Annotated in this window: 19 protein-coding genes and 1 tRNA gene; 12 read left to right on the top strand and 8 right to left on the bottom strand. The window is 70.9% G+C overall.

Annotated features, from left to right (window positions below; translation table 11 throughout):
• The first annotated feature begins 169 nt into the window (after nt 1-169).
• Together NYZ95_RS14220 and NYZ95_RS14215 are read left to right on the top strand one after the other, a co-directional pair.
• Complete coding sequence (locus NYZ95_RS14220; protein WP_262851965.1) at nt 170-2,008, top strand: glycosyltransferase family protein; 1,839 nt, start codon at nt 170-172, stop codon at nt 2,006-2,008.
• Complete coding sequence (locus NYZ95_RS14215) at nt 2,005-3,198, top strand: acyltransferase family protein (protein WP_262851964.1); 1,194 nt, start codon at nt 2,005-2,007, stop codon at nt 3,196-3,198. The genes NYZ95_RS14220 and NYZ95_RS14215 overlap by 4 nt, the downstream gene beginning before the upstream one ends.
• Here NYZ95_RS14215 and NYZ95_RS14210 read toward each other — a convergent pair.
• On the bottom strand, nt 3,087-7,178 hold the full coding sequence (locus NYZ95_RS14210) for an alpha-(1->3)-arabinofuranosyltransferase domain-containing protein (RefSeq protein WP_262851963.1): 4,092 nt from the start codon (nt 7,176-7,178) through the stop codon (nt 3,087-3,089). The genes NYZ95_RS14215 and NYZ95_RS14210 overlap by 112 nt on opposite strands.
• Nucleotides 7,145-7,888 (bottom strand): class I SAM-dependent methyltransferase, encoded by a 744-nt coding sequence (locus tag NYZ95_RS14205; protein WP_262851962.1) that lies wholly within the window; start codon nt 7,886-7,888, stop codon nt 7,145-7,147. The genes NYZ95_RS14210 and NYZ95_RS14205 overlap by 34 nt, the downstream gene beginning before the upstream one ends.
• Nucleotides 7,889-7,977: 89 nt before the next feature.
• On the opposite strand from NYZ95_RS14205, the gene NYZ95_RS14200 reads away from it, so the two are divergent.
• A complete protein-coding gene (locus NYZ95_RS14200) occupies nt 7,978-9,105 on the top strand; it encodes a glycosyltransferase family 4 protein (protein WP_262851961.1) in 1,128 nt (375 codons plus the stop codon).
• Nucleotides 9,106-9,132: 27 nt separating this feature from the next.
• On the opposite strand, the gene NYZ95_RS14195 is transcribed toward NYZ95_RS14200, so the two are convergent.
• Complete coding sequence (locus tag NYZ95_RS14195; RefSeq protein ID WP_262851960.1) at nt 9,133-9,261, bottom strand: hypothetical protein; 129 nt, start codon at nt 9,259-9,261, stop codon at nt 9,133-9,135.
• Between the two features lie 147 nt (nt 9,262-9,408).
• On the opposite strand from NYZ95_RS14195, the gene NYZ95_RS14190 reads away from it, so the two are divergent.
• Nucleotides 9,409-10,305, top strand: a complete 897-nt coding sequence (locus tag NYZ95_RS14190) for a decaprenyl-phosphate phosphoribosyltransferase (RefSeq protein ID WP_262851959.1) — start codon at nt 9,409-9,411, stop codon at nt 10,303-10,305.
• Between the two features lies 1 nt (nt 10,306).
• Here the strand turns inward: NYZ95_RS14190 and NYZ95_RS14185 are convergent, their stop codons facing one another.
• Complete coding sequence (locus NYZ95_RS14185) at nt 10,307-11,866, bottom strand: MmpA family trehalose lipid delivery protein (RefSeq protein WP_262851958.1); 1,560 nt, start codon at nt 11,864-11,866, stop codon at nt 10,307-10,309.
• Nucleotides 11,867-11,888: 22 nt separating this feature from the next.
• Between NYZ95_RS14185 and NYZ95_RS14180 the strand changes: the two genes are divergently transcribed.
• Nucleotides 11,889-13,109, top strand: coding sequence for a lipopolysaccharide biosynthesis protein (locus tag NYZ95_RS14180; protein WP_262851957.1), 1,221 nt, complete (start codon nt 11,889-11,891; stop codon nt 13,107-13,109).
• A gap of 13 nt (nt 13,110-13,122) precedes the next feature.
• Here NYZ95_RS14180 and polA read toward each other — a convergent pair whose 3' ends face one another.
• Nucleotides 13,123-15,822 (bottom strand): DNA polymerase I, encoded by a 2,700-nt coding sequence (gene polA / locus NYZ95_RS14175; RefSeq protein ID WP_262851956.1) that lies wholly within the window; start codon nt 15,820-15,822, stop codon nt 13,123-13,125.
• Nucleotides 15,823-15,879: 57 nt separating this feature from the next.
• The gene (locus NYZ95_RS14170; RefSeq protein WP_262851955.1) at nt 15,880-16,488 is read right to left on the bottom strand and encodes a GNAT family N-acetyltransferase; all 609 of its coding nucleotides are present in this window, start codon (nt 16,486-16,488) and stop codon (nt 15,880-15,882) included.
• Between the two features lie 97 nt (nt 16,489-16,585).
• On the opposite strand from NYZ95_RS14170, the gene NYZ95_RS14165 reads away from it, so the two are divergent.
• On the top strand, nt 16,586-17,332 hold the full coding sequence (locus NYZ95_RS14165; RefSeq protein ID WP_262851954.1) for a DUF554 domain-containing protein: 747 nt from the start codon (nt 16,586-16,588) through the stop codon (nt 17,330-17,332).
• A 10-nt stretch (nt 17,333-17,342) separates the two neighbouring features.
• Here the strand turns inward: NYZ95_RS14165 and NYZ95_RS14160 are convergent, their stop codons facing one another.
• Nucleotides 17,343-17,990 carry an ANTAR domain-containing response regulator gene (locus NYZ95_RS14160; protein ID WP_262851953.1) on the bottom strand — a complete coding sequence of 216 codons (648 nt, stop codon included), beginning with the start codon at nt 17,988-17,990 and terminating at the stop codon, nt 17,343-17,345.
• Between the two features lie 38 nt (nt 17,991-18,028).
• Between NYZ95_RS14160 and NYZ95_RS14155 the strand changes: the two genes are divergently transcribed.
• The 6 genes from NYZ95_RS14155 (at nt 18,029) to NYZ95_RS14130 (ending at nt 23,642) form a co-directional block, all read left to right on the top strand.
• Nucleotides 18,029-18,111 (top strand) — tRNA-Leu (locus NYZ95_RS14155).
• A gap of 251 nt (nt 18,112-18,362) precedes the next feature.
• Nucleotides 18,363-19,580: a branched-chain amino acid ABC transporter substrate-binding protein gene (locus NYZ95_RS14150; RefSeq protein ID WP_262851952.1), complete on the top strand. Its 1,218-nt coding sequence runs from the start codon at nt 18,363-18,365 to the stop codon at nt 19,578-19,580.
• Between the two features lie 82 nt (nt 19,581-19,662).
• Nucleotides 19,663-20,637, top strand: a complete 975-nt coding sequence (locus NYZ95_RS14145) for a branched-chain amino acid ABC transporter permease (RefSeq protein ID WP_262851951.1) — start codon at nt 19,663-19,665, stop codon at nt 20,635-20,637.
• Nucleotides 20,634-21,809, top strand: a complete 1,176-nt coding sequence (locus tag NYZ95_RS14140) for a branched-chain amino acid ABC transporter permease (RefSeq protein WP_262851950.1) — start codon at nt 20,634-20,636, stop codon at nt 21,807-21,809. The genes NYZ95_RS14145 and NYZ95_RS14140 overlap by 4 nt, the downstream gene beginning before the upstream one ends.
• On the top strand, nt 21,806-22,681 hold the full coding sequence (locus NYZ95_RS14135; protein WP_262851949.1) for an ABC transporter ATP-binding protein: 876 nt from the start codon (nt 21,806-21,808) through the stop codon (nt 22,679-22,681). The genes NYZ95_RS14140 and NYZ95_RS14135 overlap by 4 nt, the downstream gene beginning before the upstream one ends.
• Nucleotide 22,682: 1 nt before the next feature.
• Nucleotides 22,683-23,642 (top strand): ABC transporter ATP-binding protein, encoded by a 960-nt coding sequence (locus NYZ95_RS14130; protein WP_262851948.1) that lies wholly within the window; start codon nt 22,683-22,685, stop codon nt 23,640-23,642.
• Here the strand turns inward: NYZ95_RS14130 and pyk are convergent.
• The gene (gene pyk, locus NYZ95_RS14125) at nt 23,596-25,053 is read right to left on the bottom strand and encodes a pyruvate kinase (RefSeq protein ID WP_262851947.1); all 1,458 of its coding nucleotides are present in this window, start codon (nt 25,051-25,053) and stop codon (nt 23,596-23,598) included. The genes NYZ95_RS14130 and pyk overlap by 47 nt on opposite strands.
• Between the last annotated feature and the right edge of the window lie 85 nt (nt 25,054-25,138).

Here is a 25,138-nt window from a genome sequence, read left to right as displayed (position 1 = left end):
GAACTCCCTCACAGTCGATGAGACGGACGCGACACTACCAGCCGGTAGGGAGGTCCTGGACCACCGGCGTGCAACGATTTGACATCGGCGACCGCCGACGCCTGCTCAGTCCCTCTGAGGTGCCGAGATCCGGCAGGTCGCCCACCACCCCACCGCTACACTCCGGCGAGTGAGCACACTCGCCGCGGACACGAAGCGGGCGGTCCGCGGATGGATCCCTGCCGACCTGTCGCGTGCCCAGAAGGTGACGGCGGTCGCGCTGTCGCTGATCGCCGCCCAGCTCCTGCTCCGGGCCTGGATCGTGGGCGGCAGCTGGTTCTTCGAGGACGACTTCCAGTTCCTCACCGACATCGCCCGTGGCGAGGACGACGCCGCCTGGTACGTACGTCCGCACAACGTCCACTTCATGCCGCTGAGCTTCGTCCTGGTCAAGATCGTCACCTGGGGCGGCCCGTTCGCGTGGTGGCTCGCGGCCCTGGAGACGGTCGTCCTGCAGGCGCTCGCCGGCCTGACCTGCTGGTGGATGCTCGCCAAGCTCTTCGGCAACCGGCCGCTCATCCTGGTGCCGCTCGCGTTCTACCTCTTCAGCGTCCTGAGCGTCCCCAGCCTCACGTGGTACGCGGCGATGATCAACCAGCTCCCGCTGCACACCTGCATCTTCCTCGGCGTCCTCGCCCACGTGACCTACCTGCGGACCCGCCGCTACCGGTACGCGCTGCTGGCCACCCTCGCCACCGGGGTGGGCATGCTGTTCTACGTCAAGGCGATCGCGCTGCCGATGGTCTTCGGCCTGCTCGCCCTGCTGTACTTCGCCGAGGGCGGGCTGCGCCAGCGCTTCGTCGCCGTCGTCCGCCGCTACCTGTGGGCCTGGTTGACGTACGGCGCGCTGGGGCTGGCCTACCTCGCCATGTACTTCGCCCGGATGCCCCGAGACCAGGCCGCCGGCGAGACCGACTACCTGGCCCTGGCGCGATCCATGCTCTTCGACACCCTCGGCACCGGGCTGAGCGGCCTGTCCTGGTCCTGGGAGCTCCTCAACGACGGGCCGCGCTCGGTGACGGCGCCGTCGACGTTCCTCGTCGCGGTCTCGTGGATGGTCGTCGTCGCGGGGTGGGGCTACCTGTACGCGACCCGGGTCCGGGCGCTGCGCTCCCTCGTGATCGCCGCCCCGTACCTCCTCATCTCGTACGGCATCATCGCCGTCGGCCGCTCGGGTGCGTTCGGTGAGATCAGCGGCAACGAGGCCCGCTACCTGTCTGACGCGACCGCCGTGCTCGCCCTCGTCCTCGCCCTCGCGATGATGCCGCTGCGCGGCGCCGTCGAGTCGTCCGAGCCGCGCGACCAGCCGCTGATCACCGTCCGACCGTCCCGGCTGGTCCTGGTCGCGGCCGTCGCCGCGTACGTCGCGGGCTCCGTCTGGTCGTCGATCACCTACGCCCGCCCGTGGCACGACGGCAACGCCGTGAAGGACTTCGGCCGTACGGCGATCGCCTCGATCGAGGAGGCGGACCGGCCCGCGCTCGCCGACGTCCCCGTCCCCGACGAGGTCATGTGGAACGTGAACACCCCGTACAACCTGCCGTCGCGGTTCTTCGCCCCGCTCGGCGACCGCTTCTCGACCCCGCAGACGGCCAACGACCTGATGATCCTCGACCAGTCCGGTGAGGTCGCGAAAGCCTTCGTCGCCCCCGGCATCACGTCCGTGCCGGGCGAGGCCGACGGGTGCGGGTACGCGCTCGGCGACGCCGATGCGCCGGTCACGATCCCGCTCTCCAGCCCCACGATCGACTACTCCTTCTGGATGTCGATCGGCTACCTCGCGGGCGAGGACGGGTACGCCGCCGTGAGCGCGGGCGACAACGCGTACCGTGTGCACCTCGAGCGTGGCCTGCACACGCTCTTCCTCCCCACGGTCGGCTCGTACGACTCGGTCTCGATCGACGCGGGAGGACGTCCTGTCTGCGTCGACCAGGTGACGGTCGGCAACCTGGAGGCGATGTCACGGTGAAGGACCGTCCTGACGAGCGGGAGCACCGCACGATCTATCCCGCGCTCGACACGATGCGTGCCGTCGCGTCGCTCGCGGTGGTCGCGACCCACGTCGCCTTCTGGGCCGGCTACTACACCCAGGGCACCCTCGGCGCACTCACGGCCCGCCTCGACTTCGGCGTGGCCGTCTTCTTCGTGCTCTCCGGCTTCCTCCTCGGCGAGCCGTACCTCTCCGCACTCGCGCGCCGCTCCCCGACCCCGCCCACGGGACGCTACTTCTGGCACCGCGCGCTTCGCATCCTCCCGGTCTACTGGGTGTCGGTCGTGGCGGCGCTGACCCTCCTCCCCGAGAACGACGGCGCCGGCCCTGCCACCTGGATCGAGAACCTCACCCTGACCAGCCTCTACACCGAGGACGGGCTCACCACGGGCCTGACCCAGATGTGGAGCCTGTCGACCGAGGTCGCGTTCTACCTCCTGCTGCCGCTCGGCATGGCGGTCCTCGCCCGTACGGTGTGCCGCCGGCGCTGGCGTCCCGGTCTGCTGCTCCTCGTCCTCGCCGCCGCGGCGGTGCTGAGCTGGGTCTGGAACGGCCTCGCAGCGACCTCACCGCTCGGCAACCTCCCGTCACCGGGTCAGTGGCTCCCGGCCTACCTCAGCTGGTTCGGCGTGGGCCTCGCCTTCGCGATCGCCGAGATCGAGCAGTCGACGCTCGTACGCCGGCTGGCCACCGCGCCGTGGTCGGCGTGGCTGGCCGCGGCCGCCGTGCTGCTGGTGGCGAGCACACCGATCGCCGGACCCGTCCTCCTCGAGCCGCCGTCCGCGGCGGAGGCCGTGGTCAAGAACGTCCTGTACGCCCTTGCGGCAGCCCTGCTGATCCTGCCGGCGATCTTCGCGCCGCCGTCGACGACCTTCCAGCGCGTGCTCTCGGTGTCGGCGCTGCGCCACCTGGGCTTCATCTCGTACAGCCTGTTCTGCTGCCACCTCGTCGTGCTCCACCTGGTCTTCGCCTGGCGGGACTACGAGGTCTTCGCGGCGCCCGGGTGGGAGGTCTTCGTCCTCACGGTCGGGATCAGCCTCCTGGTGTCGGAGGTGCTCTACCGGGTGATCGAGCTCCCGACGATGCGCCTGCGCAACCTCGGGCGTCGTACGCCTCCGCCCACGACGGCCGAGGCGACCAGCCCGAGCGAGGCGACGACCAGCAGCTGAGGCCAGCTGCTCTCGCCCGCCCACCCCGACTCCGAGCCCCACGGCTGGACGACGTAGCCGACCGCGGCCACCACGATCGGCATCCCCGCCAGCCAGGCAAGCGCCTCGTCGGCGCGGCCCCGCAGGAGCAGTCCCACCAGGCACGCCACGACCGCCACCGCCGCACCGGCAAAGCCGGCGAGCAGACCGGCAGCCACCCCTCCGGCGACCAGCAGCGCCCAGCTCCCGCCACGGCGCTCCCCGACCGCGGGGAGCTGGACGCGACGCCGGACCAACGTCAGCCCGAGCAGGGCGACGAACGCGAGAGCACCACCGATCAGCGCGGCGCGGTACCACGGCGCCGGGGCATAGCTGAGGCTGAGCGTGTCCTGCTGGCTGTCGACGAGCCAGCCCTGCTGCCAGCCGTTGACCTGGACCGACCTCGCTCCGGTGGCCGCCTGCCAGCCGGCGTTGGCATTCTCCGCCACCGTGACCAGTCGCTCGCCGTCCGCCTCGTCGTCGAGCGGGACGGTCCGTGCGGTCCTGCCCCAGGCCGTCGGCGTGGCGCCGGCGGCCTGAGCGCCACCGGCCAGGTCGCCGAGAGTCAGCGACAGCGGACGGTAGAGGTCGTTGCCGACGACCCGGATGCGGTGCGTCCCCTCGGACAGCTCGACCTCTGCGAGCCCGCAGAGGGTCGCGGGGAGCGACGCCGACGTGAGCATCTCGACGCTGGAGGCGCGCACGCGCGTCTCGTACGTACGGCCGTCGATCTCCACCAGCGGCCCGTTGCCACAGCGGCCGAGGGCGCTGTCGGCGCGCGGAGGCTGCGGGAAGACCGGTCGTCGCGGCGACAGCCGGACCTCGCTGACCCCGACCGGGAGCGACGACTTCACGCCGAAGTCGTCGATCGCCTGACGGTTGTCGGTAGCGGTGAAGTGGATCGCCACAGACTCGGCGCGCACAGGGTCGAAGCGGGCGACACCGTCCTCGAAGGTGACCTCGCGCTCCGAGCCGTCCGAGAAGACCAGCCTGGCCTCGCGCGGCTCGGAAGCCGACAGCGCGCGGCTCGTCGTCACGGCGACCCGGCCGACCCGCCGTTCACCGACCCACGCCAGGGTCAGGGTCGGGTCGTGGTCGTCGGCGGCCGCCACCCACCCTGTCGCCAGGTCCCCGTCGATCGCCCGCACGACGCTGTTGCGCGGGTCCTCGACCGCGTAGGAGCTCGCGGAGGCGGCGGCGAGCTTCTCCGACTGGACGGCAGCGTCGAAGGCGGCGCCGCCCACCGGCGCGACCTGCAGCTGCGGAGCGTACGAGGCGTCGGCGCCGATCGTCAGCTCACGGTCCAGGACGCGTCCGTCCTCGCCCCACTGCTCGCGGTCCTCGATGCAACGGGTGTCGCCCTCGACGTCGAGGCAACCCGACCGGTAGGCCTGGTCGACGGTCATCACGATCTGGTCCGGGGCGCCCCAGGACGACGGGAGGGTCGGCATGACCAGCGGGCGCGTGATCTCCACTCCCGGGATGTCGATCTCTGTGAGCGCGAGCGGCTCGAACGCCGACGCTGCACCGGACACCCGCAAGGTGCGGGTCGCCCCGGGGCGGAGCACGACGTTCGTGGACACGCCGGGCTGGGCGGTGGTGGCCACCTCGCCGACGTCGGTACGCACGGTCAGGCGCCGCGCGCGCTCGGCATCCCTGTCCATGGTCACGGTGATGCGGTCGACGTCGACAGGTCCGCCGAACTCGACCTCGATCCAGGACGTCTCCTCGTCCCCGCCCCCGGCCCGCCAGGTGGTCCGCGGGTCCCCGTCGAGCGCCGACCACGGCTGCTCGCCGGGCACGAGCGGTCCGGGCGAGCCCGCGTCGGACTGCGACGACGAGGCGCTGACACGCCTTGCGCCCACGATCCGCGGCACGGAGAGGTACCGCTCGTCGGGGCTGACGCGGTAGTCGTGCACGGGACGGTCGAGCGAGTAGGGCTCGTCGGCGGCCAGAGATGCCGAGCGGTTCTGCTCCGCCCGGCCGAAGGCCGCCTCCTGGCGACGCGCCCCGTCGGTGAGGACGACCTGCTCGGGACGCTCCTCCCCCACGACGTCGTCAGCGAGGAGCGCGGCACCACCGAGCTGCCCGAGCTCGTCCAGGGTGAGCAACGACTCCGGACCACCCGCGACGACGGGCGTGCTGCCGGCGTCCTGCACCGTGACCGGGCCTCGCCCGCCCGAGCCGACCGCGAAGATCTCGACCGCTGGGCGCTCTGCCTGCCAGCCGCCCTTGACCAGGACGGTCTCGTCCTCCGCGTCGACCGCCACGGCCGTGCTGCCGACGGTCGGCCCGAACGAGGCGACGGAGTTGACGCCCGGCGTCTGCGCGAGCGTCGCGTAGATCCGTTCGACGTGGGTGTTCTCGTTGGTCAGCGCGAGGTCGTTGCGGACGACCAGGTAGTTGACGCCGGAGCGCTCGAGGAACCGCGCGAGCCCGGCAGACCCCTGGCCCGACGCGAGCCGGCGCTCGATGGCGTCGAGGGTGCGGATGTTGCCGCCGGGCGCGAGCGGGACCGCGTTCCGCGTCGCCCAGGGCGCACCGGCCAGCGGCTGAAGGACGTCGTCGCCCGTCCGCCCCCAGAGATAGTCGCCGAACGCCGAGGCCGGCACGGCGAGGGCACGCTGGCCGGAGTCGTGGGTCTTCAGCCAGCTCGCGGCGTCGCGCCAGTAGTCGGGCACCGCCTCGTACGTCCCGCGGTTGGCGAGGGACCCGGTCCAGGCAGGCACCGTGGCGCCGACCACGGCGGCCACGCCGAGAACGGCGACCCCACGGCGCAGCACCCGTTCGCCGTCGGCCTTCTTCAGCGCCGCGCCCGCGCCGGAGAGGGCGGCGGCGAGCCCGAGGACGAGCGGGATGCGGACCACGAGGTCGAACTTGTGGGTGTTGCGCAGCGGCGAGAGCACGCCGTCGAGCGCGCGCTGGATGCTGTCGGCCCCCCAGCCGTCGACCGTGCCCGTGTGCCCGAGGGTGAGGAGGACCAGGCCGAGCACGGCACCGGCGAGGAGGAACCGACGGTGCCGCGTGGCGCTCCGAGCGATCCCGACGACGCCCAGGGCGACGACGACGACCCCGTTGGCGATCAGGCCGATCGAGCGCAGGAGGTCGTTGCCGGCGACCGAGTTCGGGTCGACGTACGGGACCCAGTTGCTGGTTCCCCGCAGGGCGTCGAACAGCGTCGCGGCGAACGTCGTCGTCGACGCGCTCTCGATGTAGTCGAGGAAGGGAGGGCTGTACTCGCCCAGGAGGAACAGCGGCACCAGCCACCACAGCGTCCCCAGGAGGACGAAGAGGGGCCACCACAGCATCATCGACCGGCGGCGCGGCGACGCCGGCGCGAGCAGCAGCCAGAGCGCGCCGAGCGGGATGACGGCGAACGTCGCCACCGCGTTGACGCCGCCGACGCACGCGACGGCGAGCGCGCTCAGCGCCGCCATCCACCGCGGGTCGTGGCGCCTCATCCCGATCACCAGGGGCACCAGGACCCACGGGGCCAGCGCCATCGGCCAGACCTCGACGGAGCTCGGGCCGATCACCGACAGCATCCGCGGCGACAGGGCGTACGCCAGGCCGGCGACGACACGCGCCCACGGTGCGCCGATGCGCAGCGCTCCGGCGAGCTTGACGATGCCGAGGAAGGCGGTCACCAGCAGGAGGGACCACCACAGGCGCTGGATCACCCAGGGCTCGAGCTGGACGGCGTCACCGAGCAGGAAGAACGGTCCCATCGGGAACAGATAGCCGTACGCCTGGTTCTGCACCTGCCCGAAAGCACCGACCGGGTCCCACAGGGTCAGCGCCCGTGCCAGGAAGCCCGCCGGGTCGACCGTGAGGTCGAGCTTCGTGTCCGTGAGCACCCGCCCGGGCGACTGGACGAACGCGATCGCGACGAGCCCGAGGCTCACCGCGAGGAGACGGAAGCGCCAGGTCAGCGTTTCCGGACGACGATCGCGAGGTTCCACGTCGTCACCTCCCGCAGCAGCGGCACACGCAGCGTCCACCACGCCCAGCCCGGGTGGTACCGGGGCATCGTCTCGAGCACCTCTCCGGCCGTCTGCGTCCGAGCCCAGCGCAGGCCGGCGCCGGCGGTGACGGGGAACAGGGACGTACCGAAGTCGTTCTTGGGGCGCTTGCCGTGCCGGCGCGCGTAGCGATCGGCAGCCCGACGGCCACCCAGGTAGTGCCAGGGCGCGGTCTCGTGGCCGCCCCAGGGCCCGAACCACAAGGTGTACGACAAGAAGACGAGTCCGCCGGGACGCGTCACGCGCATCATCTCGTCCGCCATCGTCCACGGCGCCGGCACGTGCTCGAGGACGTTGGACGAGTAGGTGACGTCGAAGGCCCCGTCACGGAACGGCAACGACATGCCGCTGCCGATCACGGTCCCGGGCTCGGGGTCACCGAGCCCGGACAGCTCTCCGAGGTCGGAGTCCAGCGGGGTGTAGCGCGCGCCGGCTGCCCGGAAGGCGCTCGCGAAGTATCCAGGGCCGCCCCCGACGTCGAGGACGTGCTGCCCGTCCAGCGAGCCGTACCGGGCCAGCTGAGCGACGGAGTCGGCGGCGAGCATCCCGTAGAAGTGGTCGGGATCACTCTGCTCCACCCGGTGCGCCCGGAAGAGCCGAACGGACCGGCCCAGCGTCGGGCGCGCGAGATCGAGGGAGGGAGCGGTCACGCGCCGACGATAGCCGACGACCCATGAGGTGATTCGGGGTCCCTTGACTCGCTGGTAACCTGGGCGGCCGCTGGGAGGGAGATCACACGATGGCATCAGCGAGCCAGCCGACGCGGCGACCGTCACGTCACGTGCTCATCTGCAACTGGCGTGACACGCGCAACCCCGAGGGCGGCGGTTCCGAGCGGTTCGTGGAGGAGGTCGCGCTGGGCTTGGTCGAGCGCGGCGACCGCGTCACGCTGTTCTGCGCCGCCCACGACCAGGCTCCCCGCGACGAGCTGCGTGACGGCATCCGCTTCGTCCGCCGGGGCGACAAGATGGCCGTCTACCTCCACGCTTTCCTCGGCCTGCTGCTGCGTCGGTTCGGACGGATCGACGTCGTCGTCGACGTCCAGAACGGTCTCCCGTTCTTCACCCGGCTCGCGACCCGCAAGCCGGTCGTGGTCCTCGTCCACCACGTCCACCGCGAGCAGTGGCCGGTCGTGTACCCGGGCCTGGTGGGCCGGATCGGGTGGTGGATCGAGTCCTGGCTCGCGCCTCGGCTCTACCGCCGCTCACGCTACGTCGCGGTCTCGACCGCCACCCGCGACGAGCTGGTCGCCCTCGGCGTCGACCGCGAGCGGATCTCGATCGTCCACAACGGCACCGACCCGACACCGGTCACCGACGTCGAGCGGTCGACGCACCCCACGATGTGCGTCGTCGGCCGCCTGGTCCCGCACAAGCAGGTCGAGCACGCGATCGACGCCGTCGCGGAGCTCACGGAGTTCCCGGACCTCACGCTCACCGTCGTCGGCGACGGATGGTGGGAGCAGGAGCTCCGGGACTACGCCGCAGCCCGTGGCGTCGCGGACCGGGTCGTCTTCACCGGGTTCGTCGACGAGCGTACGAAGCATGCCGTGTACGCGTCGTCGTGGCTGATGTTGCTCCCCTCGCTGAAGGAGGGCTGGGGGCTGGTCGTCGGCGAGGCCGGCTCCCACAGCACCCCGACGGTGGCGTACCGGTCGGCGGGCGGGACCCAGGAGTCCGTGGACGACGGTGACTCCGGCGTCCTCGTGGACGACCGCGCCGAGTTCCTCGACGCCGTGCGGCGGCTGATGACCGACGACGCGCTGCGCGAGCGCCTCGGCAAGGGCGCGCTCGACAAGAGCCGCGCCTTCACCTGGACCCAGACGCGAGAGGGCTTCGCCAGCGTGCTGGCGAAGCCCTCTCGGTGAGATGAAACCGACGTGTCGGCGTGATCGTCAGTTGTTGGAGCCGTAGTTCACGACGGACGACGTCGGCTGAGTCGGGCTGTCCGACGCCGCCTGAGACTGGACGACACCGACGACGGTTGCTGCGCCCAGCCCAGCGCCCACGACGACCGCGGCCACGCCACCAAGGAATCCACCCACGAAAATCTTCCCTCCTGAAGTCAGAGCCGCCACGGTACCAGCCGCTCGGCCACCTGGGCCACCACACCGGAGAACTCGCTCGGGCCGTGCCGTCTGCGAGCAGACCGGCTCCCACGATCCTCTAAGGTGAGGCGCACCATGAGACCCTACCCACCGCGGCGGTCCAGAGCCATGAGCCTCGTCGTCTCGATGAGACCGCGCCAGTGGCTGAAGAATCTCATCGTCGTCACGGCACCCCTGGCCGCGGGCGTTCTGGCCGAGCCCCACGTCCTCTGGCGCGTCCTCGTCGCCGTCGTGGCCTTCACCCTCGTGTCGGCCGCCGTGTACCTCACGAACGATGTCTGCGACGCCGAGGAGGACCGACGCCACCCCCTCAAGTCCATGCGTCCCATCGCCGCAGGAGAGGTCACTCCGCGCCTCGCCCTGCTCGCCGCCGCGATCCTCGCCGGCCTGGGGATCGCCACCGGCACCTGGCTGGACGTCCGGCTGGGCCTCACGCTCGTCATCTACGCGGCTCTCCAGGTCTCCTACGCCCTCTGGCTCAAGCACATGGCGGTCATCGACCTCGCCGTCGTCGCCTCGGGCTTCCTGCTCCGGGCGGTGGGCGGCGGTGTCGCCGTCGACGTCGCGCTCTCCCAGTGGTTCCTGCTCGTCGCGGCGTTCGGGTCGCTCTTCATGGTCGCCGGGAAGCGCTACTCCGAGATGCACAGCCTCGGCAGCGCCGCGGGGACCCGCCGGTCGCTGTCGCTGTACTCCGAGTCGTACCTCCGCTTCGTCTGGGGCCTGGCCGCAGGGGTCACGATCACCGCCTACAGCCTGTGGGCCTTCGAGATCTCGCCCGGCACCGGCATCCCGTGGCAGGCGATCTCGATCGCTCCGTTCGTCCTCGCGCTGCTGCGCTACGCCGTCGACATCGACCGTGGGCTTGCCGGCGAGCCGGAGGACATCGTGCTGCGCGACCACGTCCTCCAGGCGATCGGGCTCGTCTGGCTGGCGACGTTCGCCCTCGGCGTCGCGACCTGAGTCAGCGACCCTCGGGCGGCACCTCGTACACGGCGATCTCGTCCCCGGTGTAGACCGGCGCGAACCCGGACAGCTGTTCCTCCACCGCCTCGGCCCCGTAGGCGTCACGTGTGAGCACGACCAGACCGATCCCCTGCTCACGCAAGGCGTCCGCCAGGTCGCCCGCGTCCAGGGCGTCGCGCACCGCGTCGGCGCGCTCGTCCTCGCCCGCGACCACCCTCCCTGACACGACCAGCTCGTCGTCGGTCACCGTCGTACGAGGGAAGTAGCGGCCCGCCGGGTCGAGCACGACGCGGCCGTCGTTCCAGGCCGGCGCGCGGAACGCGCCGAACGGCAGGGACACGAGGTCGCCCTCGGCGTCGCTGTCGGCGATCGCGGCGCGGGCCTCGTCCCACTCGGCCGGGTAGGAGACCGGCTCCAGCCTGCCCGCGGCTCCCCAGGCGAGGTCCGGCATCGCCGCGATCGGGAGCAGGACGGCCACCGCGAGGATGCTCGCCCGCGCGAAGCCGGCACGCACCCGACCGGCCAGCGCCGCCACGCCGGAGGCCACGAGGACGGCCTGCAGCGGGGCGAGCAGAGCGAGGTAGCGCGCGCCGTCACGGACGAGGCCACCGCCCGGGACCGTCTCGACGACCCACTCCACGGCCGCCGGAACGTACGCTCCGGCGAGGGCGACGGCCAGGCCGATCGCCGCCGCAGGCACCAGGGCGCGTACGGGCTCGCGTGCCGGCCCGCCACGCCAGGCAGCCACCGCCCCGAGCGCCATCACCGCCCACAGGACCAGGCAGAAGACCGTCGCGGTCACCAGGCCGCGGGAGTCCGGGACCACGTCGGCGTTCCAGATGCCGCCGAGGCTGAGCGCCGCTCCCAGGCGCCCCAGACCCGCCTCGGGGCGCAGGGCGAACACCGAGACCCCCTCCGGGTCGCTGCTCCCCGCGCCCGGGTGGGCGAAGCCGGCCACGATCCACGGCAGGTTGACGAGGACGGCGACCAGCGCGACCCTTCCGCACCGCCGCCACCCGCACACCGTGACCGCCAGCACCGCCCCGATCACGCCCGACGCCGGGCTCAGGGCGGTCAGCGCCAGGGGTACGGCCCAGCGCCACCACCGCGGCGCCGCGCCCTCACGGACCTGCAGGCAGGCGACGACCAGCCACGGCAGCGCCGCGTACGCGACCAGCAGCGGCCAGTGCCCGATCACGAGGCGCTCCGCGACGTACGGGTTCCAGACGAACCAGGTCGTCCCGGCCAGCTGCGCGCCGAGCCCGAAGCGCTCCAGCATCCGCATCGCCCCGGCCCCCGCCGCCACGAGGCTCCCGACGAGGACCAGCTTCTGGAGGAGCCAGCCGGGGAGAGCCAGGTTCGCGAGGGCGACGACCGCGTCGGACGGCACCGCACGCGGGGTCCCCGACCCCAGTCCCCAGACGTCCGCGCGGGTGACGTCGAGCCTCGGGACGAACACCATGTCGTACGACAGGACGTAGCCCGGCGCGAGCATCGGCGCGCACACCAGCAGCGCCATGACCCACGGCCATGCGTTCCCCAAGCGACGTCGTCCCATCACGCATGGTTATATCGGGTCCGTGTCTGAGCCCGCGCCCTCGCCGAGCCGTCCGTCGACCGCTGTGAGCGCCGGAGGCCGGATCGCTGCGGCGATGATGGTCCAGAACGTCGGCGCCTACGCGTTCACGCTGGTCGCCGCCCGGCTGCTGATCCCGTCCTCGTTCGGCGCCCTCACCGCGCTGCTCGGCGTCATCCTCGTCGCCAACGTCGGCTCGCTGGCCGTCCAGACGACGACGGCGCGCCGGATCGCGGTCTCCCCCGGCTCGGCCGACCGCATCGCGGCGACCGCAACAGCCGTGTCGCTGGGCATGGGGGCGGCGGTAGGAGGAGTGCTCGCCGTCCTCAGCCCGTTCATCGCCGACATCCTCCAGCTCGACTCCGCGTGGCCCGTGGTGCTCTGCGGCGCGGCGGTCGTCCCGCTGACCCTGATGGGCGCGCTGGCGGGCATCGCGCAGGGCCAGCACCGGTGGACGACGCTCTCGGTCGTCTACATCACCAGCGGGGTCGGCCGGATCGTCTTCGGGACGGCCGCCCTGCTGATCAGCACCACGCCCACCGCGGCCGTCGCCGGCATCATGGTCGGCGCCTGGCTCCCGATCCTCGTCTGCGGACGGCTCCTGAGGACGGGCGGCGTCGCCGGCGGGCGTCCGTACGCGTGGGAGGTCCTGGCGGGCTCCCACGCGATGCTGGCATACCTCGTCCTCAGCAACCTCGACGCCCTGCTCGCCCGGGTCGCGCTCGATCCGCACGACAGCGGCCTCTACGGGGCGGGCCTGATCCTGACCAAGGCGGCGCTCTTCCTCCCCCAGTTCGTCAGCATCGTCGCCTTCCCGCGCCTGGCCCGCGCCCGCGCCGACCGCGCGCGCAGGCTCGCCACCCTCGCCGTCGCCATCGTCGGCGCGTGTGCGACCGCGGCGACCGCCGCCCTGTCAGGGCTGGCGCTGGTGCTCGTCGGTGGCGACCAGTACGCCGAGGTGCAGCCGCTCCTGTGGCTGTTCGCCTTGGAGGGCTCGCTGCTCGCGATCGTCCAGCTCCTCGTCTTCGACGCGCTCGCCCGACGCTCCCACGGCATCGTCGCACTGCTGTGGGTGGCGAGCGCCGTCGCCGCGACCCTCATCCTCGTGCTGCCCTTGCACGTCGCAGGGGTCGTCGTCGTCATGGTCACGACCGCGGCCGTGGTGGCGTTGGCGGCGTGGGTGCTGTCGAGCCGCGAGGCCCGTCAGGCGGCGCGCAACCCCTGACGACACGCGGGGGTCAGTGGCCCGCCTCGTGCCAGGAGCGCCCGATGCCGACCGAGACGTCGAGCGGCACCTTGAGGGCGGCCGCCCGTCCCATCTCGTCGCGCACGATCTGCTCGACGGCGTCGCGCTCCCCCGTCGCCACCTCAAGCACGAGCTCGTCGTGGACCTGCAGGAGCATGCGCGACCGCAGGCCCGCCTCGCGCAGGGCGCGGTGCACCCCCAGCATCGCGACCTTGATGATGTCGGCTGCCGAGCCCTGGATCGGCGCGTTGAGCGCCATGCGCTCGGCCATCTCGCGCCGCTGGCGGTTGTCGCTCACGAGGTCGGGCAGGTAGCGGCGGCGGCCCATGATCGTCTCGGTGAACCCCGTCCGACGGGCGTCGTCGACGACGCCGCGCAGGTAGTCGCGCACACCGCCGAACTGCGCGAAGTACTCGTCCATGAGCGCCTGTGCCTCACGCGTCTCGATGCCCAGCTGCTGGCTGAGCCCGTACGAGGAGAGCCCGTACGCGAGGCCGTAGTTCATCGCCTTGATGCGTGAGCGCATCCCGACGTCGATCGCCTCCGGCTCGACCTGGAACACGCGCGAGGCCGTGATCGTGTGGAAGTCGGCGCCGCAGTTGAACGCGTCGATCAGGGCCTGCTCCTCGGAGAGGTCGGCCATGATGCGCATCTCGATCTGGCTGTAGTCGGCCGTCAGCAGGGTCTCGAAGCCCTCGCCGACGACGAACGCCTCGCGGATCCGGCGACCGGCGGCCGTGCGGATCGGGATGTTCTGGAGGTTGGGGTCGGCCGAGCTGAGCCGACCGGTCGCCGCGATCGTCTGGTTGTACGTCGTGTGGATCCGACCGTCGGGGGCCACCGTCTTGCGCAGGCCCTCGACCGTCACCCGCAGGCGGGTCGCGTCGCGGTGCTCCAGCAGGTGGAGGAGGAAGGGGTGCTCGGTCTTGACGTAGAGCTGCTGGAGGGCGTCGGCGTCGGTCGTGTAGCCGGTCTTGGTCCGCTTGGTCTTGGGCATGCCGAGCTCGTCGAACAGCACGACCTGGAGCTGCTTGGGCGAGCCGAGGTTGATCTCCTTGCCGATCACCTCGTACGCCTCGTCGGCTGCCGTACGGACCCGCGTCGCGAACTCGTCCTCGAGCGTGGCGAGCGCCTCGGAGTCGACGGCGACGCCGACCTCCTCCATGTCGGCCAGCACGCTCACGAGCGGCAGCTCGACGGTGTCGAGGAGCGCCCGACCGCCCTGCTTGTCCAGCTCGGCGTCGAGGGCGCCGCTCAGCTCTCCCACGGCCGCCGCCTGGAGCATCGCGTCCTGCGCGGCGGCGTCGTCGGCGACGTCCAGGGTGAGCTGGTCGCCGTGGTCCTCGACGCGCAGCTCGCGGTGGAGGTAGCGCAGGGCGAGGTCCTCGAGGTCGTACGAGCGCTGGTCGGGGCGGGCCAGGTAGGCGGCCAACGCCGTGTCGCTGGCAAGGCCTGCGACCGTCCACCCCTGGGCGCGCAGCGCGAGGATCGGACCCTTCGCGTCATGGAGCACCTTCGGGCGGGTCTCGTCGGCGAGCCACGCGGCCACCGCGGCCTCGTCGGCGGGCGTCAGCGTCGCGACGTCGAACCAGGCGGCCCCGTCGTCGCCCGTGGCGAGAGCGAGCGAGTCGACCCGGCCGGTCCCCCGGCCCCATGCCCCGCCGACGCGTACGCCGACCGGCACGCCTGCGGGTGCGTGCTCGTCGAGCCACGCGGCGACCTCGCCCTCGCCGAGGACCACGCCGGAGACCTCGAACCCCTCCTCCGCCTCGGGCTCCTCGGTCGAGAGCGTCTGGAAGAGCCGGTCGCGCAGCACCCGGAACTCCAGACCGTCGAAGACCTGGTGGACAGCGTCGCGGTCCCACGGCTGCAGCGCCAGGTCGGCGGTCGTGACGGGCAGGTCGAGGTCGCGCACGAGGGCGTTGATGCGGCGGTTGCGGATCACGTCGGCGAGGTGGTCGCGGAACGACTGCCCGGCCTTGCCGGTGACCTTGTCGGCGTCGGCCACGAGGCCCTCGAGGCCGCCGTACTGGCCGAGCCACTTGGCTGCGGTCTTGGGGCCGACCCCAGGCACACCGGGGAGGTTGTCGCTGGACTCGCCGACGAGCGCGGCGAGGTCGGGGTACGCCTCGGGTCGCACGCCGTACTTCTCCTCGACGGCGGACGGCGTCATCCGGGCGAGGTCCGAGACGCCCTTGCGCGGGTAGAGCACCGTCGTGGCGTCGGACACGAGCTGGAGCGCGTCACGGTCGCCGGTGCAGATGAGGACCTCGTAGCCGTCCTGCTCCGCACGGGTCGCGAGGGTGCCGATGATGTCGTCGGCCTCGAAGCCCTCGAGCTCCAGGTAGGTCACGTGGAGCGCGTCGAGGACCTCCTTGATGAGGCCGACCTGACCGGTGAACTCGTCGGGGGACTTGGAGCGGTTGGCCTTGTACTCGGCGTACTCCTCGCTGCGGAAGGTCTTGCGCGAGACGTCGAAGGCCACCGCCAGGTGAGTCGGCTGCTCGTCGCGCAGGACGTTGATCAGCATCGACGTGAACCCGTAGACCGCGTTGGTGTGCTGGCCCGTGGTCGTCGAGAAGTTCTCGACGGGAAGGGCGAAGAACGCACGGTAGGCCACCGAGTGGCCGTCGATGAGAAGGAGGCGGCCGGAGTCGGCGCGCGCAGGGTCAGCGGTGCTGGTCGAGTCCACGCACCGACTCTAACGGGCGCCACCGACGCAGATCCCGACGCCTTTCGGTGGCCGGCGTCAGTCGCGGCCGGTCCGGGCGAGGCCGTCGTGAGCCCGCCGCAGCGAGCGGCGCACGGCGATCAGCCGGCCGGTGCCCCGGCCGCTGGCCCGGGCGGCGGCGCGGGCCTGCAGGACGCGCAGGCGGGCAGCGCGGACGGTCGCGTACTGCCCGAAGCCGATCCTGGTCAGGAAGCGGTGCGCGTCACGGGAGGCCGACGGCGCCCAGGCGTACACCAGCCCCGAGCCCGCCGCCTCGGCCCACTCCACCGCGACCCCCATCAGCGACGAGGCGATCCCCCGGCGACGAAAGCTCGGGTGGACGTGCAGCTCGCTGACGACGACGGTGCTGCTGAGGTGCAGCGGCGTCGTGGTGGCCAGCTCGACGTGGATCGCCCCGACGACCCGCTCGCCGACCGTCGCGACGCAGAGGCGGCGACGGTCGTCGGCCTCGAGCAGCCGCAGCGCCTCGGTCGCCTCGCCGACCGAGGGCTCGTGCCAGACCACCAAGGACGGACCGACGTCGCCGGCCGTCGCGGGGTCCCCGGCTACGCACAGCCTCCAGAGGTCGATCAGTGCCGATGCGTCGGCGGGAACCGCCTCGCGCACCTCCAGCGGCGTCCGTGCCACCAGGCCCCCTTCGGGTCGACTCAGGGTGAAACACTACGCGGTGGCGGACGCTCTTGTCACAAGGTCGGGGCGATGTCGGACGAGCCGAGGAGTGGCAGTGTTCATCGGGGCAGGGACGGTCGTGAACGTGCTCGCGGTGCTGGCCGGCTCCGGCATCGGGCTCCTGGTCGGGCACCGGCTCCCGGCCCGTACGCGCGCGGTCGTCACCGACGGTCTCGGCCTCGTGACGCTCTTGATCGCCGCCCTGTCGGCCGTCGCGGTCACCGACCGCCTCCTCTCGGACGCGGTGGGCCCGAACGCCCCCGTGCTCATCGTCCTCGGCGCGGTCGTCCTCGGTGGGTTCGCCGGCTCGCTCCTACGGATCGAGCACCGGCTGGAGAGGGTCGGTGTGGTCCTGCAGTCGCGGATGGGCGGTGCCGGCGACGACGGCGCCCGGGCGCGGTTCGTCGAGGGGTTCATGACGGCCTCGCTGGTCTTCTGCGTCGGGCCCCTCACCATCTTGGGGTCGATCACCGACGGGCTGGGCGGCGGCGCGCAGCAGCTGCTGCTCAAGTCCGCGCTCGACGGGTTCGCCGCGATCGCCTTCGCGGCGTCCCTCGGGATCGGCGTGATGGCGTCCGCGCTCACGGTGGGCGTGGTGCAGGGTGCGTTCACGCTCCTCGGCGCGCTCATGGGGTCGTTCGTCCCCGAGCCCCACGTCGTCGCCCTGACCGCGACCGGCGGCGTGCTCCTCGTCGGCGTGGCGCTGCGGCTGCTCAACATCCGTCCGGTGGCGGTCGGCGACATGCTCCCGGCTCTGGTCGTCGCCCCGCTGCTCGTCCAGACGGTGATCTGGCTGCGCTGACGCGCGCGAGCTAGGGGGTGTCGGACGGAGCGTCCGCCGCGGCCCCACCGAGGGCGGGACCGTGCTCGACGACTCCCTCGGCGACGGCGCGCATCGACATCCGTAGGTCCATCGCGGTCTTCTGGATCCACCGGAACGCCTGCGGCTCGGTGATCCCCAGCGCCTCCTGGAGGAGTCCCTTGGCGCGCTCGACGGCGCGCCGCGTCTCCAGACGGTCCTCCAGCCCCGCGACCTCCGCCTCGAGCGCCGCGATCTCGGCGAAGCGGCTGACCGCCATCTCGATGGCGGGGACGAGGTCGGACTTGCTGAACGGTTTGACGAGGTACGCCATGGCGCCGGCGTCTCGGGCCCGCTCGACCAGCTCGCGCTGGCTGAAGGCCGTGAGCATCACGACAGGCGCGATCCGCTGGGAGGCGATGCGCTCGGCGGCCGAGATGCCGTCGAGCTTGGGCATCTTGACGTCCAGCACGACCAGGTCCGGACGCAGCTCCTCCGCGAGGGCGACCGCCTGCTCGCCGTCGGCCGCCTGGCCGACGACCTCCACGCCCTCCTCAGCGAGCATCTCGGCGAGGTCGAGACGGATCAGGGCCTCGTCCTCGGCGATGACCACACGGCGTACGGGCGGGATCGTACCAGGGGTGCTCTCTGGGGAAGTCACATGAGAAGGTTATCCCGCGCGTTCGACGCCTCGCGCCGGCCGGGTTGGCGGAATGGTAGACGCGGTGGTCTCAAAAACCACTGTCCGAAAGGATGTGCGGGTTCGAGTCCCGCACCCGGCACTTCAGAGGCGCACACCCGTTGCGTGGCGAAATCTTCCCGCAACGTGGGGCCGCTACGGTCAGTCCCCGAACGCACGGTTGCCGGGCACAACCGGATTCTGTCGGCTTCACGCCGGTTTGATAACGGCTTGGAATCTTCGGGGTTCGAATGCCCGTCCGCTGTGCTACAACGATGCAGTTAATGCATTGGGACGCACGTCCGCCCCGAGACGATCCACGGGCCGGGCACCAACGAATCGGAGGACACCATCGTGTCTCGTTCCACGAAGGCGCTCGCGGCAGTCGCGGCGCTGACCCTGGCGCTCGCCGGGTGTGCCAACAACGACGACGGCGGCAGCGACGACGACAACAGCAACGCTGCGCCCGAGCTGGAGGTGCAGACCTCGATCGAGGCACCGAGCGACGCCGTGACCCCCGCGGGCGACGGCAAGGCCACGTGCCCCGCGACCACCACGCTCGCCTACATCGGCGCCGAGACCGGCCCCAACGCGCAGCTGGGCATCAACATCCTCAACGGCATCCAGCTCGCCGTGAACGAGCACAACGAGGCCAACAAGGACTGCCAGGTCAAGCTGCGCAAGTTCGACACCGAGGGTGATCCCAACAAGGCCACCGGCCCGGTCACGCAGGCCACCAACGACGAGAACATCATCGGCGTCGTCGGCCTCCCGTTCTCGGGTGAGTCGAAGGCCACCGGCAACATCTTCGAGCAGGCCGGCCTCGTCCACATCACGCCGTCGGCGACCAACCCGCTGCTGACGACCAACGGCTGGACGACGTTCTTCCGCGGTCTGGGCAACGACAACGTCCAGGGCCCGGCCGTCCCGGTCCTCGCCGAGAAGCTCGACGCCGACACCGTCTACGTCGTCCAGGACGACTCCGACTACGGCATCGGCCTCGCGACGTCGACCACCGAGGCGCTCGGTGACCGTCTCGCCGGGACCGACAAGGTCACGACGGGTCAGAAGGACTTCTCCGCGACGATCTCCAAGATCCTCGCCGAGAAGCCGGACGCGGTGTTCTACTCGGGCTACTACGCCGAGGGTGCTCCGTTCAACCAGCAGCTGGTGGCCAAGGGCTACGACGGCATCTTCATCGGGCCGGACGGCGTCAAGGACGACCAGTTCATCCAGCAGGCCGGCGACGCCTCGAGCAACGCCTACTTCACCTGCCCGTGCGTCCCCGGTGAGCTGATCACCAGCTTCGCCGACGCGTACAAGAAGGTCTCCAACGGCGCCGCTCCCGGCACGTACTCGGTCGAGGGCTACGACGCCGCGACCGTGCTGCTCGCCGGCATCGACGCGGGCAACCAGGACCGCGCCAAGCTCAAGGACTGGGTCAAGAACTACGACGCCCAGGGTCTCGGCAAGGCGCTGAAGTGGGACGAGACCGGTGAGCTCTCCGAGCTTCCCGTCTACGGCTACAAGGTGCAGGACGGCAAGATCGTCTCGGTCGGCGTGATCGAGTAACGAGCCGCACCTCAACGGGGGGTCCGTCTGGAACCAGACGGGCCCCCCGCCTGCTCGCTCCCCCCTCCCAAAAGGAACCCTCGTGAACCAGTGGATCACCTTCGACTGGGAAGCCCTCGGGGCGAACTTCTGGAGCGCGACCGTCGACGGACTCACGTTCGGCGGCATCTACGCGCTCGTCGCTCTCGGCTACACCCTCGTGTACGGCGTCCTCAACCTCATCAACTTCGCTCACTCCGAGGTCTTCATCGTCGGTGCGTACGCGATCGTCTTCACCCTGACGTCGCTCGGCTTCGGGCCCTCAGTCCCCAACCTCGAGTGGTACGCGATCGCAGCGAACCTGTTGCTCGCGGTCATCTTCGGCATGCTCGCCTCAGCCGTGACGGCCTTCATCGTCGAACGCGTGGCCTACAAACCCTTGCGCGCCAAGGGCGCGCCGCGGCTGGTCTTCCTGATCTCCGCCATCGGTATGTCGTTCGTCATCCAGTACCTGATCTTCGTCTGGCGCGGGCCGAACCCTGAGCCCTCGGTGATCATGTTCGAGAACAAGGCGATCTTCGACATCGGCGGGACGCTCATCTACTTCGACTCGATCCTCATCGTCACCGCGGCGATCCTCATGATGATCGTCGTCGACCAGTTCATCCGCCGCACCAAGCTCGGCCGCGGGATCCGCGCCGTCGCCCAGGACCCCGACACGGCCACGCTCATGGGCGTGAACCGCGAGCGGATCATCATCAGCACCTTCGTCATCGGTGGCCTTCTCGCCGGTGTCGCCGCGCTCTTCTACGTCATGAAGGTGCCGTCCGGCGTGCTCTACCTCGGTGGCTTCCTCCTCGGCATCAAGGCATTCACCGCGGCCGTCCTCGGCGGCATCGGCAACGTCCGCGGAGCGCTGCTCGGCGGCCTGCTGCTCGGTCTGATCGGCAACTACGGCCAGATCCTCCTCGGCAGCGCCCAGTGGACCGACGTCGTCTGCTTCGTCGTCCTGATCATCGTCTTGATGGTCCGGCCGGAGGGCATCCTCGGCAGCAATCTCGGAAAGGTGAGGGCATGAGCACCGGAACCCCGATGGGTGGGGCCTCGGAGTCCCAGGCCCGCGCCGACGAGCTGGTGGACGAGACCACCAAGCCGTCTCGGCTGCGTGGTCTCTCCGAATGGTGGAACCACCTCCCCCGCGTCGCTCAGTGGGGCTTCCTGCTGATCGCCGTCGCGGCCGCGTTCGCGCTGCCGCTGGTCAACATCCCGCTGATCACCACCGAGCCCGGCAACAACTGGCCTCTGGCGACCGCCGAGATGGCCCGCTACGCCCTGGTGGCGATCGGCCTCAACGTCGTCGTCGGACAGGCCGGCCTGCTCGACCTCGGCTACGTCGGCTTCTTCGCGGTCGGCGCGTACGTGGCCGCGCTGTGGACGTCGCCGGACTCGACGATGGTCCACATCCCGTACCTGCTCACGCTGCCGCTCGCGGCGATGGTCACGGTGGTCTTCGGCGTGCTCCTCGGCATCCCGACGCTGCGGCTACGAGGGGACTACCTCGCGATCGTGACGCTCGGCTTCGGCGAGATCATCCGCCTCCTGGCGACGATCATCCCCGCGCTGAAGGGTCAGGTCGGCTTCCAGCAGGTCGGCCGGCCGCCGGGCGAGAACGCAGACGGCAACCCGGTCTTCGCCAACAGCGAGGGCGCCCCGTGGTACTGGCTGACGCTCACCGTGATCATCGTCGTGATGATCGCTCTGGGGAACCTCGAGCGCAGCCGGGTCGGCCGCAACTGGATCGCCCTGCGCGAGGACGAGGACGCCGCAGAGATCATGGGCGTCCCGACGTTCCGCTACAAGCTGTGGGCGTTCGGCATCGGTGCCGCGCTCGGCGGGGGTGCTGGTGCGATCGCGGCGGGTCAGATCGGATTCGTCAACAACCAACGGTTCGACGTGCAGATGTCGATCATGTTCCTCGTGGCTGTCGTCCTCGGCGGTCAGGGCAACAAGTTCGGTGCGATCATCGGCGGCGCGCTCGTCGCGTACATCCCGCTGCGGTTCACCGCGATCGCCGAGTACAAGTACCTCATCTTCGGTGCCGTGCTCGTGGTCCTGATGATCTTCCGGCCGCAAGGGCTCTTCGGCAAGCGACCGCACCTGCTCACGTTCGAACGACGTGCGCACAAACGGATCGCCAACCTCGCCGACGCGCCGACGTCCGCCCCCGCTGCGAAGGAGGCCGGCCAGTGACCGACCAGGCCAGTTCCCCGTCGACGCCCAAGCCGGACGCGCCGCCGCCGCTCGACTCCGAGGTGGCGCAGCTCGCCGCCGCGGAGCGCGAGATCGCCGTCGACGTCGGTGACAAGCTCGTCGAGATCCAGGACCTCACGGTCCGCTTCGGCGGCCTCACGGCGCTCGACAGCGTCACGTTCGACATCAAGCGCGGCGAGATCCTCGGGCTCATCGGCCCGAACGGTGCAGGCAAGACGACCTGCTTCAACGCGATGACGGGCGTCTACCGTCCGAGCTCGGGCCAGGTCCTCCTCGAGGGAGAGCCGATCGGCCGCAGCAAGCAGCACAAGATCACCCGCCGCGGCATCGCCCGTACGTTCCAGAACGTCCGGCTCTTCGGCGAGATGACCGCGCTGGAGAACGTCGTCGTCGGCCTCGACGCCCGCCACAAGGTCGGCGTGTGGGGGTCGCTCTTCCGTACCCCGCGGCTCTACCGCGAGGAGAAGAGCGCGATCGACCGTGGTATGGCGCTGCTGGAGTTCGTCGGGATCGCCGACAAGGCGGCGGTCCAGGCCAGCGCGCTCCCGTACGGCTACCAGCGCCGTCTCGAGATCGCCCGTGCCCTCGCGACCGACCCCAAGCTGCTGTGCCTCGACGAGCCCGCCGCCGGCTTCAACCCCGCGGAGAAGGAAGAGCTCATGCAGCTCATCCGGACCATCCGCGCGGACGGCTACACGGTCCTGCTCATCGAGCACGACATGCGGCTCGTGATGGGCGTGACCGACCGGATCGTCGTCCTGGAGTTCGGCAAGAAGATCGCCGACGGGCTCCCCAAGGACATCCGCAACGACCCCACGGTCATCGCCGCCTACCTCGGAGAGGAAGACTGACGTGGCGTTGCTCGAGATCAACGACGTCTCTGTCCACTACGGCCGCATCCAGGCCCTGCACGGCATCTCGTTGACCGTCGACGAGGGCGAGATCGTCACCCTCATCGGGGCCAACGGCGCCGGCAAGACCACGACGATGCGCGCGCTGGCGGGCCTGCTCAACCTGTCGTCGGGCAGCGTGAAGTTCGAGGGCGAGGACATCTCCAAGCTCGCCGGGCACAAGCGCGTCGTCCGCGGCATCTCGCTGACACCGGAGGGCCGGGGCATCTTCCCCGCCATGACCGTCCGCGAGAACCTCGAGATGGGGACGTACGCGCTCAAGAGCCGCGGCTCGGTCGACGAGAGCTTCGACCGGGTGTTCGACCTGTTCCCTCGCCTCAAGGAGCGCGAGTCGCAGGCGGGCGGCACGCTGTCGGGCGGTGAGCAGCAGATGCTGGCCATCGGACGCGCGCTGATGGGCGAGCCGAAGGTGCTCCTGCTCGACGAGCCGTCGATGGGGCTGGCACCGCAGTTCATCCGCCAGATCTTCTCGATCATCTCGCAGGTGAACGATCAGGGCATCACCGTCCTGCTCGTCGAGCAGAACGCCAACCAGGCGCTCAGCCGCGCCGACCGGGCGTACGTCCTCGAGACCGGACGCATCACGCGCTCCGGGACCGGGGCCGAGCTGCTGGCCGATCCCGCGGTCACGGAGGCCTCCCCGGGCTACGCCTCCGCCCCGGTCGACCGAGGCGCGCCGCCCCCCCCCCCCCGGGGGGGGGGCCCGGCTCTCGTCCATACAGGAGGCCGCCCTTCCCCCACGGTTTGCCACGCCAACGCGGGAAAGCCCGGTTGGCGCGGCATGCTTGCCCCGCCAACCGCGGTTTGCCACGCCAGCGTGGCAAACTCCACGCGGCGCGGCAGCGGAGGTGGCGTCAGTCGCGGACGAGGGGCCGCGTGTACGCGGGAGAGATGCCCTTGATCGCGTCGCCCATGCGGTGGACGCGCAACGCGTTGGTGGAGCCGGGGATCCCTGGCGGGCTGCCGGCGACGATCACCACCTCGTCGCCCTCGGAGCACTGCCCGATCTCGAGCAGCGCGCGGTCGACCTGGAGCACCATCATGTCCGTGTGCTCGACCTCGGGGACGAGGAAGGACTGGACTCCCCACGACAGCGCCAGCTGGTTGCGCACGATCGGGTCCGGTGTGAAGGCCAGCACGGGAACGGTCGAGCGGTAGCGCGTCATCCGGCGCGCGCTGTCCCCCGACGTGGTGAACGCGCAGAGGTACTTCGCCCCCACGCTCTGGGCGATCTGCGAGGCGGCGCGACCGATGACGCCACTGCGTGTCTTCGGGTCCCAGTGGTAGGCCGCCATCCGCGGCAGCCCGTGCTCCTCGGTGCTCTCGACGATGCGGGCCATGGTGGAGACGGCCTCCATCGGGAACTCCCCCACGCTCGTCTCGCCGGAGAGCATGACCGCGTCCGCGCCGTCGAGGACGGCGTTGGCGACGTCGGAGGCTTCGGCGCGGGTGGGCCGCGGCGCCGAGATCATCGACTCGAGCATCTGCGTCGCGACGATCACGGGCTTCGCGTTGCGCCGGGCCTTCTCGACGATCAGCTTCTGGACGATCGGCACGTCCTCGAGCGGCAGCTCGACGCCGAGGTCACCGCGCGCCACCATCACGCCGTCGAAGGCATTCATGATGTCGTCGAGGTTCTCGACAGCCTGGGGCTTCTCGATCTTCGCGATCACCGGCCGCCGCACGCCCTCCTCGTCCATGATCGCGTGCACGTCCTCGACGTCCGCACCGCGCCGCACGAAAGACAGGGCGATGAAGTCGACGCCGGTGCGCAGGGCCCACCGCAGGTCGTCGCGGTCCTTCTCCGACAGCGCGGGCACGCTGACGCTGACGCCGGGGAGGTTGATCCCCTTGTTGTTGCTCAGGACGCCTGGGACCTCGCACACCGTGACGACGTCGGTGTCGGTGACGTCGGTCGCACGAAGCCGGACCTTCCCGTCGTCGATGAGGAGGGTGTCGCCGACGTTGACGTCGCCGGCGAGTCCTTCGTACGTCGTCGAGCAGCGCTCGCCGTCACCGGGTACGTCGTCCGTCGTGATCGTGAAGGTGTCCCCGACGGCGAGCGACACAGGCCCCGACGCGAAGCGGCCGAGACGGATCTTGGGGCCCTGGAGGTCGGCCAGCACCGCGATGGGCTCGTCGAGGAGCTTCGCCGCGTGGCGGGTCCACTCGAACGAGCGGTCGTGGGTGGCGTGGTCGCCGTGACTGAGGTTGAGGCGGGCGACGTTCATGCCGGCACGGGCCAGCTCGAGGATCTTGTCCTCAGACCAGACGGCAGGACCGATGGTGCAGACGATCTTTGCTCTACGCACTCGTCAACCCTAGAGCGCCCCGCCTGCCGGGCGCGACCCGACCCGCGAAGTTTGTTGTTTCGTAAGCAGAATTTCTCGAACGGTG

Origin of the sequence: Mumia quercus (genome assembly GCF_025506335.1) — a bacterium.
GTDB classification, from domain to species: Bacteria; Actinomycetota; Actinomycetes; order Propionibacteriales; family Nocardioidaceae; genus Mumia; species Mumia quercus.
Note: the sequence above shows the minus strand (reverse complement) of the source record. Positions and strands in the feature narration are given on the sequence as shown.

Coding starts and splice junctions, on each gene's coding strand:
- NYZ95_RS14200 (WP_262851961.1), top strand. CDS start 7,978: ATGGCATCAGCGAGCCAGCCGACGCGGCGACCGTCACGTCACGTGCTC.
- NYZ95_RS14185 (WP_262851958.1), bottom strand. CDS start 11,866: ATGGGACGACGTCGCTTGGGGAACGCATGGCCGTGGGTCATGGCGCTG.
- NYZ95_RS14140 (WP_262851950.1), top strand. CDS start 20,634: ATGAGCACCGGAACCCCGATGGGTGGGGCCTCGGAGTCCCAGGCCCGC.